Origin of the sequence: Nostoc sp. WHI (assembly GCF_015714725.1) — a bacterium.
GTDB lineage: Bacteria > Cyanobacteriota > Cyanobacteriia > Cyanobacteriales > Nostocaceae > Nostoc.
In genome coordinates this window covers 1-12,826 of the sequence record NZ_WBKM01000288.1, presented here as the reverse complement: position 1 = coordinate 12,826, position 12,826 = coordinate 1, and the positions used below count along the sequence as shown (strand labels likewise).

Genomic DNA, 12,826 nt, shown 5'->3' with positions numbered 1-12,826 from the left:
TTCTGTCAGCAGTGCAGGGGATATCAACGGCGATGGCTTTGATGACCTGATTATCGGGGCATTTCGTGCCGACCCCAACGGTGAGAATTATGCCGGGGAGAGCTACGTGGTCTTTGGCAGCAATAGTGGCTTTGATGCCCAACTCAACCTCTCTGACCTCAATGGCAGCAACGGCTTTGTGATTAACGGCATTGATGCGGGTGATAGTTCAGGCTATTCTGTCAGCAGTGCGGGGGATATCAACGGCGACGGCTTCGATGACCTGATTATCGGGGCAAGAAATGCCGACCCCAACGGCAATAATCTAGCCGGGGAGAGCTACGTGGTCTTTGGCAGCAATAGTGGCTTTGATGCCCAACTCAACCTCTCTGACCTCAATGGCAGCAACGGCTTTGTGATTAACGGCATTGATACGGGTGACTTCTCAGGGGGTTCTGTCAGCAGTGCAGGGGATATCAACGGCGATGGCTTTGATGACCTGATTATCGGGGCAGTTAATGCCGACCCCAACGGTGAGAATTATGCCGGGGAGAGCTACGTGGTCTTTGGCAGCAATAGTGGCTTTGATGCCCAACTCAACCTCTCTGACCTCAATGGCAGCAACGGCTTTGTGATTAACGGCATTGATAGCTATGACGGATCAGGCAGATCTGTCAGCAGTGCGGGGGATATCAACGGCGACGGCTTCGATGACCTGATTATTGGGGCAAATGGTGCCGACCCCAACGGTGAGAATTATGCCGGGGAGAGCTACGTGGTCTTTGGTTTTGCATCTTCCACACCTGCTAATAAACCTCCTGTTGCGGTTAATGACAGCGCTACCACCGACGAAGATACTGCTGTTAACATAGAGGTCTTAGCTAACGATCGCAACTCTCTAACGGTGTCGGCTGTCGATGGTAATACAATTGCTGTTGGCACTGCCATTACCCTGAGTTCTGGTGCTTTAGTTACCCTGAATGCTGATGGCAGTTTGACCTATGACCCCAATGCTTTATTTGAAAGTTTGGCTGTCGATGAAACAGCCACTGAGAGCTTTACATACACTATCAGCAATGGTAGCTTGACTAATACAGCCAGCGTCAACTTGACCATTAACGGAGTCAATGACGCACCTGTAGCAGTTAATGATAGTCTGACCACTGGTTTTAATACTCCCGTAACCATCCTTGCTAGTACTCTGCTGGCTAATGATACCGACATCGATAGCAATAACCTCAGCATTACTGCTGTAACTGGTGCAACCAACGGTACTGCTGTGTTGAATAATAACGGCACTGTGGGCAACTTGGCGGATGATTTCATTGTCTTTACCCCATTTAATGGCTTGAGTGGCAATGCCAACTTCAACTACACCATCAGCGATGGTAGCCTGACTAGTACTGCTAGAGTTGCGATCGCAGTTGGTGCTAACATCACTGGTACTAACCAAAATGATACTATTTCTGGCACTCCAGGGAATGATGCGATCGCTGGTGGCAATGGTAACGATAATATTTCCGGTGGTGCTGGCAATGATTCCCTTATCGGTGGTGCTGGCAATGATACTTTTGTCTTAGGTCTTGGCGATGGCAATGACACCATTACAGATTTTGCGGGAATCGGCATTGGTTCAAATCCATCAACAACGGTGATTAGCCAATTGGATACTTTGCAATTTATTGGTAGTGGTTTAACTGCCCGAAATCTGCAATTAACTCAAAACGGTAATAACTTAGAAGTCACCTTTTTGGATGTGGATTCTCCCGAAGTTACTCTGCAAAACTTCCAATTAGAAAACCTGGAGAACTTAGCAGCAAATGGTTCACGACCTGCTATTGGCAATATTCTGTTTGATGGACAGACTAATGTAACTGACAGATTTGATGTCTTCAATGCCAATTCTACTCAAACGAATCTGTTTAACAAGAACACCGTCACCTTCCTCAATGACCTTAACAATAATGTTGCGGGTTTTAACAACTCCAATGATGTAATTAATGGTCAAGGGGGTAACGATATCATTAATGGTAATAGTGGCAATGACCTGTTGCGGGGTGGTGAGGGCGATGATGTTCTCATTGGTTCTGAAGGGAATGATACTCTTGTGGGTGGCAATGGCAATGATGTTCTCGTTGGTGGTGTAGGTGCTGACTTTTTCCTTTACAACACTAATGCTGAGTTTTCTGCTGCTGCTGTTGGGATTGATGCTATTACTGACTTCAACAGTTCTGAAGGTGACAAGATTTTACTGGATAAGACTACCTTTGGTGCAATTACTTCTGCTGCCGGAACTGGTTTTAGTAATGCTAATGATTTCCAAATCACGAATTCTGCGGGGAGTAGCACGGCGACAATTGTCTACGATTCTGTGAGTGGACAGTTATTTTACAACCAAAATGGTAGTGCTGGTCTATTTGCAACTTTAACTGGTGCGCCAACTCTTACGGCATCAGATTTTCTGTTGCTTGCATAGTTTGTCATAAAGAGCTTCGGGAGCAGGGCGCTATTTGCTGGGGGAGAGACTGAGACAGAGAAGCTCTCTGTACTCCGCCCCAGTCTGAGCGTCCTTCCAGGACGGGGCTTGCACCCATGTTCCTCCCTTCATTCCACGCAGGGGGAAACGGCTTGCTCCCCCCGCCTCTTCCGGTCACACAAAATATCGAGCTAACAATTTTGTGGTTGGTTAATCTTTATTAGCGCTGTGCCATCATTAAGCGCATCACCTAGAGAGACATCCCTTTACTCTGTCTTCTTTCTTGTTGGGTATCCGCCGAGATACCCGCAAAATGGGACACGTTGTAAAGTTCTGTAACGTATATCAAGCAAAACCCTTGATATACGGTTGTTTCAATACCAAACTTTACTTGACTCATGTCTACCGGGGAATAAGAATTCTTTTTTGCGATCGGGGTTGTAATCTTCAAGCTATTGCCGCAGGGTTGGGTGTACTTCAATCTCCCTAGTTTGCTTCTTACCCAATTTTTATTCATCCGCATTCTTCAACATTCCCGTCAACAATTCCGACATCTCCCACAGGTCTTTATTCCGGTTATCGTCATAAATCATCAGCGTTCGCGGATCAGCATGACGGCTCAATTTCTGCACCTTTCTGATATTCCCATCGGTGGCATCAAGCGCCGCCGTAATTGCCGAGTGCCTGACCCTGTGCGGTGACATGGTTTTTTTGACTCCCACTGCCTTAAAACTAGCAGATACAATTTTATAGATGGCATCCGTAGTCAATCTATGCCCTTCATTATGAAAATCCAATGCCGTAAATATCGGTAAATTGCCATTCAAATCCCCCCGCGCTATCAACCAATCAGCCAGAGCATGAGCCACATCCTTAGACATATCCAAATATTCTTCATTCGTCCCCTTACCCTTCCCCAAAACTCTCAACTTGCGACCATAAAAATCAAAGTCGCCCACATTAAGATGGCATACCTCCTGGCGACGCAACGCTAAACCCCACAGCACCAAAAAAATCGCATAGTTGCGTTTACCAATCAAAGTTTCCCTATCAAACTGCTGAATCACGAGTGCTATCGCTTTGCTATCAACACCCCGCGTATCCCGATAAGCCTTGACCTTCTCCCCTGAAACATCTTCCAGGGAATAGTTGCACACTCCCAACTTTCGCCCCATCTTCGCTAACGACTTAATCGCCGCCAACCGCCGATTGATGGTTGCCTCCCGCAGCCCAGATTTAATCAACATCGCCTTATATTTCAGCACCACCATCACCGCCTGCTCTCGCTGCAAGTGCAGAAACTCCAGCACACTATCACCAGTCGGCGGTAATAAAGTCATCTTTACAAAAAAATCCTTCAAATCCTTTTCATAAGCCCTTTTGGTATTGGGGTTGCGCTTATCTGCCAACAGCTGCGCCAACACATCTGGGTCTTTGTCAAGTTGCGCGTCAAAATATCTGGCGATCGGGGCATCTAAACACGCCTCCAACTCAACTTTAACTAGCTCCCCAAATATTGGCTCGTTAGGCATAAGTGCTTACTGCTTCGTTATTGATAATGTAAGTTTCCAATAACGACCATCATACGGCACTCACCAGGGGCATCAATCAAAATATTCCGTAAGGAGCAAAATACTTCTTGCGGAAGTTGGTAGGTGTCAATTGGTAATGCTATGTCTGTAATTTCCTGTTTTGATATCAAAATTGATATCACAGTGTTCTATCAAAGCCTTAACCTTCATCAGCAGATTGCAAGACAATTGCATACAACTTTTGGCTAACCCGAAAGTCAGCAATAGCAATTAACTGATCAATCAATGGTTTAATAGCTGGAATTAGCCCTTGTTTTTTGGCTTGTAGCAAGACTCCCAACAGACCCGTTACATTTAGTCCATAACTTGTAGCAACTGCTCGTCCTCGGCGTTCATCCATTAATAGCAAGTCAGCTTTTAGTTCTAAAGATAAAATAATTGCTTCGGCTTCTCCTAAGTCAATATTGTTCTGATTTTCCTGAATTTCTGTAACTTGTTGAGAATTAACAACAGTTATCGCCTGAATCCAAGATAGCTGTTGTACTTCTACTGCGCCAGGGACAACTTTATCTACACCTACCATCTCGTTATAAACGGCTTGGGGAATGATAACGCGACTGTACAACTGACGCAGTAAATCTAACTGACCAATCGCTGCCAAGTTTGTGATCGGTGATGTGTCGCTAACTATAATCACAACAAGCCCATTGATTGCAGTGTCCGCACATCGGATTGGAAATCTTCTACATCATAGTTGATGTGTAAACCGCGTTTAGCCAGTTCATGCTGGAATTCAAGTACTGTGATTCCTGTCCAGGCTCGGACTTTGCCACTGCTAATTTTACTTTGCTGATAAAGCAAGATGGCAATTTCTAATTTCAGTTCATCCTCAGTCATGTTTGATGCTCGGAGGATGTCATCGGGAATTATGACGCTCATAAGGGAAAACTCCAATTCATAGTTTATTCTAATTCTTCTGTCATGCTGGGCAATAAAATTTATTATACCTTTATAGTATTAGACCTTTATAATTTAAAGCAATTATACCTTAATGAGCTTATAGGTTTAGTAATCCTTTGAGGTCTTCAGCATTCTTAACTTGGCTCCAGTCAACCTCACAAGAAAGCAATAGTTCTATTGCAACACCAATTAGGTGTTGAGGGTAAACCCGCTCACCAGGGGGAACTGCTTCTGTGTTGTTGTCCCGCACTGTTCGGGCTGTATCCGTTAACCAGTCATGCTGTGTGCGAGTAATTTTAATATTGATCGTCACGGGCTTTTCCTTAACCACTGCTGAAGAAGTTGGTGATGCAGTAGGCGCTTCTAATGCTGACTTTGGGGCTGGTGATGTTATAGGCATTTTCTCAAGTACTGGGGAAGTTGGTTCTACTTCGGCGGCAGGAGAGGTAATCTCTGGCTCTGATTGGCTCTTAATTCCAGAAAACTGGCTTAATTTCATGCCAGACATTTTCTTTTTTGTCATTTCGTCCCCCAATGTTTGATGTATTCTTTAGCCAAAGATTGGTAAGCTCTAGCACCACTGGACTTGGGGGCGTAAGTGCTAACTGGTTGTTGCGCTGCGATGGATTCAGCAACAGCTATGTTATCAGGGATAGTTGTGTGTAAGAGTCGATAACCTAACTCCACTGCTGCCTCAATTAGCAAATCGTCAGCCTCTTTAGTCAGAACTAACCGGGGCTTATATCGAGTTCTGACAACATCAATGGGAATATCTGCCTTTTCCCCTCGAATTAGTTCTACAGCTTCCGAAAGTCCTTTTAGGGAAGCAGGTTCGTTCATTGTGGGAATAAGAATGCGCGAACTGCTAAGGATGGCTTGCACTGATGCTACCGACAGTCCAGGGGGACAGTCCATTAAGACTACATCAAACCCAGAAAGTCGTGACAGTGCTGGAACAAACAAGTTATCCTCCGATGTCAGGCGAAACATACCTATGTCACCTGGAATCAGACAAAGGTGTTTTACTTGGGTCTGTTTGGGTGCGATCGCTTCTTTACTGGTTAGCCAGTCAAGGGTTGTTGGCTCAGTACCATCCATGCCTAGACCGAACGAGAGAGTACGCTGTCCATCTAAATCAATCAGCAGGGTTTGGCGTTTGGGAGATGCTAGAAATGCCCCTAAGTTCAGGGCAGTAGAGCTTTTACCTGTCCCGCCTTTAAAGTTGAATACACTGATAACAATCATTTGTTAAAAAACTAAAGCGTTAATCAGTGTATACCATAAAGGTCTAATACTTTAATATCTCTATACATTTAAACATATCTTGACTTTAATTATGTTGGGGCGATCGCCTTTTATAGTATCTATAAAGGTCTAATAGTTTAATACATTTATTCTTTATACTTGCGGACGACTCTTCAAGAATGTAGAAGCAAGCTCCTTTGACTGACTAATACCATGAAGGTCTAATAGTTTAATCGCATCCGCGTCTTACATCAGTAAATGCGCCGAATGTTTGCTGCACCATGCACAATTCCTAGCACTGCACCGATGTAAAGCCCAATATGAACTCCCCAAACCAATATAAACTTAGGAACTTCTACTGGCTCAACGACTGGCGTAATCTGATCGACAAAGAAGGAAAACTGAAAATAATAAAATATGAATCCTGTAATCGGAGCAAGCACAATTGCCCAAGTAATCGGATACTTTGCCCTGTTCAGTAATTGGCGATAAGACAAAGGTAACTTTCGTCTCTGATTAATCAGTAAAAATATACCGTAGCTAAAAAAACCAGCGAAAAAGCCTGCCTCAAATCCAACTGCACTTACTTGCCAGCGAAAACTAGAATCATAGGAGACATTTTTGAAGTAATAAAAGTAAGCAGGTGAGAGAGTACAGGTAATTTGATCGTTAACGATACCAAACCCAGCACCGATTAAACCAGACATGATTAAAAAGAAGTATTCCTTAAATTTTGTAGGTTTGGTTGGATTACGCCAGTAGTCTAACCCTACAACCAAACCCATCAGCAAAAACAAAATTAGCAGTCGATACTGGTATGGAATACTTTGCATGTCTTCAATTGTTTTATGTGTGATTCACGAACATAATGTCAACAGTTACGTTGGCGATAAGCCTTATTGTTGGGCTAGATATAGCGGCGGTGTATTAGGGATTCTCGTCCCAAAACAGGCAAAATGTACGTTTTCAACGCCAACAGCATCTTTGGTTGACAGTATGAAAGTTAGGGTTAGGTTTAGACATGATGTCCTCTTTGTAATCTATAAAACATTGATTGATAGTACTAAGATATTTGTAAAATTCCTGATCAGCAATATTAAAAGCTAAATTTATAGATAGTTAATTACTGAGATAAAAATATAGTCAAATATCAGCCAATACTTCGCAAAAGTCTTACACAGCATTACCTACCAAAAACACTTGTGGTCAGCCATCTACGGTTTTGAGCCAGAAGCGTTTCTTAATTTTTGATTGATGCTGACGGAGATTCCACGTTGTTAGTCATTCGTGTAATCGATGCCTCAAAGTCTTCTAGATTCATTGATGTCTATAGCGTTCGCCTAACACTACCTCAGATGGTAGTGAGCCACGCTCATTTGATTGTTACCTCGCAAGATCCACTACCGCCAGAAAAATACCCCCAGAATATGGGGGCGATTGATGTGGTTGATGTGCCTAAAAGGACACAATCGAATAATGAGAGTTCGCTATAAGGATTTCTGTATATATACCCATCTTACAATGAGCTATCGGTGGATGTCTCCGGTGATCACTGACTCTTCAAAATCGCTTCACAACAACTTTTCAATAACTGGGCTTTTACACCGTTAACCATTGCTTACTCCCCGCAGGGAGGCGATAGCTTTTTCAAATTCTCAATCCGACAGCACCCCCGCTTCCATAGCTGTCTTTGGTTTTTATCTACAGGATGGTAATAAGCCCAAATACTTCCATCTGGTGCTGAATATAAAGAGATAATAAAAACCTTTTGTGTACCAAAGTTACCTGTACTTACCTCAATTTTTTCTTTGACAGTAAAAGTCTGTCCTGAACTATTAGTTGCTGTTGATAATCTTTTATAGGCTGGTTTTTTCGCTATTTGCGGTTGCTCTGTTTCTATCTCGGATTGCTCATGTTCACCAGAGGTATTTTCAATATTTGCAGTTGATGATGAATTAACTGGTGCTGTCTCTAAGATTTGGGGTACATCTGACTGTTCATTATCTACTTTTATTGTTTGAGATATAGCATCATCAGTCAGGACAGGACTACTGTTTAATTCTGAAACTTCAATACTTTGACTCTGGTTATTATTTACTTCTAATTCCGACTCAACTGGCTGATTTTCTGTTGGTACGCTAGTTGATGCTGATTCAGATTGTGCAGGATTATTATCGTCTGTGGCGTTATCTTTTTGCTTGACTATACGTAAAATAGCTGGCGGGAGCTGCGCGGCATCTGATGGTGATCTATTAGTTTTGGTGGATTTACGTTTAGGCATAATAAATTATTGCGGTAATGCACTCTTAAACGTTGATTAAATTAGCTATTAAGAAAGAATAACTACACTTTTTTTGTCAGGTTAGCTCTCGGTTAGCTCTCAGTTAGCTCGGTAGTATCAACCTGTTGTATCGGTTGAGATATCTTCAGTTGAAGATTGCTCACGATCTGGAAATTTAATGCACTCGCCTGATTGAATTACTAAGCTAGTCCCGACACGTCGCACATTAAAATTCCAGAATTTCTTAATCGAATTTGATGGTAAAAATCCGATTAGTCTTAGTTGGAAATCTTTAGGTGGCTCAAGGTCTCTCTGAGGTTTTCGGTGAATTTTAACTTCTACTATCCCAAGTTCATAGTCTTGATATACAACTAATCCTTGTACAGAAAAGTTATCAGCTACTAATTGCAATTCGGTTTTTACTGAGTCGGTATATTCTTTTTCGTTGCGAACATTTATCAAAGTCACCCTTAGTTCGGTCGGAGAATCTTTGAATGGTGTTCTGGGGTAAACAGTCCAGAGGTATTCAAGTGATAAATCAAGTTGAGATTGTTGAACTAATTTCGATGCTCTCTTAGCAAGGTTTGTCTCAAGCATTACACCGTCAGCAGTTATTAGTTGCCCTTGATAAATAAGCGACTCACTGGGTACATACTTTCCCCAAAGCCGACCAATTGCACGATATTCTAGTGGCTCTGTCGGTCTTAACTGGTGATTATTAACTAATAACTGCTGTGTATCGTTCGTAATTGTCATGCGGACAAAGTTAAAATCTGTAATTTTTTGAATTGCTTTTATGATTGTAAACTGCGGCTCCCACTAAGATATTCTTCTTTCAATCTACTCCAAAAGCCTTAAGTATCTTTAATGGCAGTTTATACCCAAAGATGAACAAATGCCTTAGCATCCCCGCTCTTCCTTTCATTGAACATGAATGCTTGAGACACATCTATTAACTTGCGCCAGCTTCAGCCGCCGCTACATCTGGTTTAGGCTCTTTCGCCTTCTTTTCAAAGATTTGAACCCCAGCATCAACTACCTCAAACCCGTTCTCTGTGCGTTGGCCAAGCTTCCCCGATACAGCCCCAGCCCAGTCTGCGAATTCTGAGGCGCTAGTCTCAGCCTTCCGCCAGCTTTTGGCATTAACTTGAGCAGTGAAAACTATACCGTTCTGATCGGTCAACTCGATTGCAACTTTTTTATTCTCAAGAGGTGTAGCTGTTGGTAGTGAGCCGCTAAATTTTATTGTCACTTCGCTTTTGACTTCCATACCTTACCCCTGGCTCATCATCAATTAAAATTCTTCGCTCTCTTATTTATCTTGGATTAGGTTGACCACAAGATGCGCGATCGCTTGACTATCGTAGTTGATCACTTTGAAAGTGAACGTTGAGCATTCGACTTGAAACAGAATCAAGACTCAACATTAAAAAAACAAAATCCACAAAAAAATTTACCCCTGTTTTTGACCCTTTTTTTGTCTATCTAATTGATAATTACTCTCAAGATAAACCGCGCAAACTGTGATTATTGACACATTTATCAAGAAATATTACAGTTTTAGCACTGGTTCCTTGATTTGGCTAAATTCGTGCGTCTAACAGAAAATCTCGACAAAACATCCATTTTCCCAATGATCACCAACTACATTCAACATCTCCCAATATCTAGACAATATCTCCCAATTCTCCAATTTTTTCTTACCTTTTTACACCTTTTACATCATCCAGTAACGGAATTCTCATTAGCTCAAAAATTCCCAATAAATCCGAACAGTTCCCAATACTTATAAGAAGTCTCCCATTTGCTCCCAATAATTGGTCAATTACCCTGAAAATCGCTTAAAAGCGGAGTAAGCTCTGTAATCCATCTTTTTTTGACGCACAGTACGCCATCTTTGGCGGAAAGTTTTTGACAGCCAAAATTTAAAAGCAGAAGCATAAGCAACAGTCATCAAAAAATACTACGGAATAACTACATAAGCACGACAAAAGCCCCCGATGAGTTCACCCCTCTGAAAACTGCGGCGATTCTTCTCTAGTTCTTCGCTATTTGTTGTGCGACTCAATAACCAGTGAATATTATCATGCCCAATTTGCAGCATCTTCTCGTATTGAATCAAGTTGCTCCTCAGTAACCCACTGTGTTGTACAAGACATTGTTTTCACTGAAGTAACATAAGGGGTGATTACGGGGTGTTTCAGGGGTGTTTGAGGAGAAAAATTAGAAACCGGATAAAAAACCCAAAACGTATTACAGGGGTGATTACGGGGTGATTACGGGGGGTAAGAGGGGTGTTTGAGGAAATGTCCAAGGCAATTGATTGCTCACGAGCTTTTTCTCAACTACTACTCAACACCAAACAGCTTGTTAATCTGTTTCATTTCCGATGACAGTTCTAAATCCATCAACCCGTCAGTGTCCTCATCCCAGATTTGGTCATCCGAGGTAGGCACCAGTTTGACATCATCTGCGCTGTTGCTAACTTCAGCGTTGTTCACAACCACAGCAGTTTTGACATGAGATTCTAAAAAAACCTCACGAATCAAAGCTGCTTGTGCAACAAAATTGTTTAATTGACCAAATTGCCTTCTGCCTCAGTTCTTCACCATCGACAGAATCAGCAGATATGGTGAAAGGCAACCAATGTTCCTTGAGGGTCAACATCACTATTTTAGGTAAGTTGCCTAAATCAAAGGGAGAAGATAGCAGATAATTAATTATCTGTCCGTCGATAGTACCTACTGATCGCTTAATTGAAAGAATTACTTGTTGTCTCTGTTTCATTTTTTTTCATGCAAAAGTTTGCGTGGATTAATCACAGCAGCGTCAACTTCGCTTTTTCACTTTGCAGAATCAAAATGCAGAACTGAATTAAAGTCTAACCGATTTCTTTTCCTTTACAAACTCAATTATAATCACCGCTAAGTCTATGTATTTAGTGGGCTTTAAATTGCTAAATTGTATACCAAACTACAATTTCTCTACGACTGTTCTACGAATAGTCTACGACTGTTCTAGGACTGCTCTACGACTGGTTTAGGGAATCGCTTTCAGTAATCGCTCGTTTCTCTACGACTGGTCTACGACTGTTCTAGGACTGCTCTACGACTGTCGTAGGGAAATTGCTCTCAACAATTTTTCGCTCAAACCAAAAATGCGCCAAATCTGCCTGTAAACCTTACACAGCAAGCTTTTCGGCAGCCGATAGCCGACTACCACAAAAATAATGTGCCTTGGGTGTACCATGTTGGTGGTGTACTCATTACACTTCCGCGCCCTGCGGGTGGTCGGAGACCATTCCTCGCTTCGCTTGGAACACAGAAGTTTCGTTCGCCCTCTGGGGTTTTTGCACTCCCTTTGACTTTCTTTTTAAAAATCAATGGTGGCTTTAGCAATCTTGCGCGTTGAGAAATTAAAATCTTTCGGCAACGTTGGCGGTAGTGAAAAACATACTGCCCGTTTACAAGATACCCCAAATGCCGACACCACTAAAAAAATATCCGGCTGATTGGCATGGAGGATGGCACACCACTTGAAGTTTTGGTAAAAACTAAGATAGCCAGCACCACAAAACACAAACCCCGCAAAGATGCCGTGCTATGTAGCGATATATTTTTATCGGCATCACCAGAATATTTTCGTCCTCATGACCCATCAAAAGCCGGTGAGTGGGATGATGACCGGATGGTAGATTTCGCCTCTGCTTCCAGGGCTTGGCTAATCAATAACTATGGTGATAAGTGCGTCAGAGCAGAATTGCATTTGGATGAAGCTACTCCCCACATTCATGCTTATGTTGTTCCACTCAACGACAAAACTAAGCACTTAAGCCACAAAGAAATGTTTGGGGGTAATGGTGGTGCTGCCAGCATTAAGTTATCGAAACTCCAAGATAGCTATGCTGCTGCACTTGCTCCTTTGGGCATTGAACGGGGGGTTAAGGGCAGTAAGGCAACCCACACCAAAGTAAAGGAATATTACCAAGCGGTTAATAGCGAACCTCTCCTATTGGAACTCGACCGACTTGCACCCCGCCCTGACGAGACGGCACAGCAATTATATGAACGCATCAAGGCTGATAGAGCCATTCAGGATATTAATCATCAACTGGCTGACCGCAGACTGTCACTTTCGCAATCCCACCGCGCCGAACTAAAATCTTTCGCCTCCGACAAGTTGCGGCAACAGCTTGAGCAACGTGTTTTGGAGTTAGAAGCAGAAAACTTTCAATGGCGGCAGCAGACCAATCAACTGCGGGACTTGCCACTTGTTGATGTGGCTTGGGAGTTGGGGCTACACCATGATCTTGGAAAATGGAAGGGTCACGGACACATCATTAATATAGATGGC

Annotated in this window: 17 protein-coding genes; 4 read left to right on the top strand and 13 right to left on the bottom strand. The window is 42.7% G+C overall.

Annotated elements, in window-relative coordinates:
* Nucleotides 1-2,455, top strand: a 2,455-nt coding sequence (locus tag F8S12_RS29300) for an Ig-like domain-containing protein (RefSeq protein ID WP_196519776.1), incomplete at its 5' end; no start/stop codon positions are given.
* Nucleotides 2,456-2,705: 250 nt separating this feature from the next.
* Here F8S12_RS29300 and F8S12_RS29295 read toward each other — a convergent pair.
* The 7 genes from F8S12_RS29295 to F8S12_RS29265 form a co-directional block, all read right to left on the bottom strand.
* Nucleotides 2,706-2,972: a hypothetical protein gene (locus tag F8S12_RS29295; RefSeq protein ID WP_196519775.1), complete on the bottom strand. Its 267-nt coding sequence runs from the start codon at nt 2,970-2,972 to the stop codon at nt 2,706-2,708.
* Nucleotides 2,965-3,987, bottom strand: a complete 1,023-nt coding sequence (locus tag F8S12_RS29290; protein WP_196519774.1) for a tyrosine-type recombinase/integrase — start codon at nt 3,985-3,987, stop codon at nt 2,965-2,967. Before F8S12_RS29290 ends, F8S12_RS29295 begins: the two co-directional genes overlap by 8 nt.
* Nucleotides 3,988-4,186: 199 nt before the next feature.
* Nucleotides 4,187-4,684 carry a DUF3368 domain-containing protein gene (locus F8S12_RS29285; RefSeq protein WP_196519773.1) on the bottom strand — a complete coding sequence of 166 codons (498 nt, stop codon included), beginning with the start codon at nt 4,682-4,684 and terminating at the stop codon, nt 4,187-4,189.
* Nucleotides 4,681-4,926, bottom strand: coding sequence for a UPF0175 family protein (locus tag F8S12_RS29280; RefSeq protein WP_196519772.1), 246 nt, complete (start codon nt 4,924-4,926; stop codon nt 4,681-4,683). Before F8S12_RS29280 ends, F8S12_RS29285 begins: the two co-directional genes overlap by 4 nt.
* Nucleotides 4,927-5,044: 118 nt before the next feature.
* The gene (locus F8S12_RS29275) at nt 5,045-5,470 is read right to left on the bottom strand and encodes a hypothetical protein (protein WP_196519771.1); all 426 of its coding nucleotides are present in this window, start codon (nt 5,468-5,470) and stop codon (nt 5,045-5,047) included.
* The gene (locus F8S12_RS29270) at nt 5,467-6,192 is read right to left on the bottom strand and encodes a ParA family protein (RefSeq protein ID WP_196519770.1); all 726 of its coding nucleotides are present in this window, start codon (nt 6,190-6,192) and stop codon (nt 5,467-5,469) included. Before F8S12_RS29270 ends, F8S12_RS29275 begins: the two co-directional genes overlap by 4 nt.
* A 251-nt stretch (nt 6,193-6,443) precedes the next feature.
* A complete protein-coding gene (locus F8S12_RS29265; RefSeq protein ID WP_196519769.1) occupies nt 6,444-7,025 on the bottom strand; it encodes a hypothetical protein in 582 nt (193 codons plus the stop codon).
* 414 nt (nt 7,026-7,439) lie between these two features.
* On the opposite strand from F8S12_RS29265, the gene F8S12_RS29260 reads away from it, so the two are divergent.
* Nucleotides 7,440-7,685 carry a hypothetical protein gene (locus F8S12_RS29260; RefSeq protein WP_196519768.1) on the top strand — a complete coding sequence of 82 codons (246 nt, stop codon included), beginning with the start codon at nt 7,440-7,442 and terminating at the stop codon, nt 7,683-7,685.
* A 125-nt stretch (nt 7,686-7,810) separates the two neighbouring features.
* Here the strand turns inward: F8S12_RS29260 and F8S12_RS29255 are convergent, their stop codons facing one another.
* The 6 genes from F8S12_RS29255 to F8S12_RS29230 all read right to left on the bottom strand — a co-directional run bounded on the left by F8S12_RS29255 (nt 7,811) and on the right by F8S12_RS29230 (nt 11,260).
* Nucleotides 7,811-8,473, bottom strand: a complete 663-nt coding sequence (locus F8S12_RS29255) for a hypothetical protein (RefSeq protein WP_196519767.1) — start codon at nt 8,471-8,473, stop codon at nt 7,811-7,813.
* A gap of 117 nt (nt 8,474-8,590) precedes the next feature.
* The gene (locus F8S12_RS29250) at nt 8,591-9,229 is read right to left on the bottom strand and encodes a hypothetical protein (protein ID WP_196519766.1); all 639 of its coding nucleotides are present in this window, start codon (nt 9,227-9,229) and stop codon (nt 8,591-8,593) included.
* Between the two features lie 196 nt (nt 9,230-9,425).
* Entirely contained in the window at nt 9,426-9,743 is a 318-nt protein-coding gene (locus F8S12_RS29245; protein WP_196519765.1) for a hypothetical protein, read from the bottom strand.
* A gap of 693 nt (nt 9,744-10,436) precedes the next feature.
* The gene (locus F8S12_RS29240) at nt 10,437-10,595 is read right to left on the bottom strand and encodes a hypothetical protein (protein ID WP_196519764.1); all 159 of its coding nucleotides are present in this window, start codon (nt 10,593-10,595) and stop codon (nt 10,437-10,439) included.
* Between the two features lie 226 nt (nt 10,596-10,821).
* Nucleotides 10,822-11,022, bottom strand: coding sequence for a hypothetical protein (locus tag F8S12_RS29235; protein WP_196519763.1), 201 nt, complete (start codon nt 11,020-11,022; stop codon nt 10,822-10,824).
* Nucleotides 11,012-11,260, bottom strand: a complete 249-nt coding sequence (locus F8S12_RS29230) for a hypothetical protein (RefSeq protein ID WP_196519762.1) — start codon at nt 11,258-11,260, stop codon at nt 11,012-11,014. The genes F8S12_RS29235 and F8S12_RS29230 overlap by 11 nt, the downstream gene beginning before the upstream one ends.
* Nucleotides 11,261-11,855: 595 nt before the next feature.
* Here F8S12_RS29230 and F8S12_RS42105 point away from each other — a divergent pair.
* Both F8S12_RS42105 and mobV read left to right on the top strand, forming a co-directional pair.
* Complete coding sequence (locus tag F8S12_RS42105; RefSeq protein ID WP_230968146.1) at nt 11,856-11,984, top strand: plasmid recombination protein; 129 nt, start codon at nt 11,856-11,858, stop codon at nt 11,982-11,984.
* A gap of 5 nt (nt 11,985-11,989) precedes the next feature.
* On the top strand, nt 11,990-12,826 hold an 837-nt coding region (mobV, locus tag F8S12_RS29225; RefSeq protein ID WP_331001461.1), incomplete at its 3' end, for a MobV family relaxase.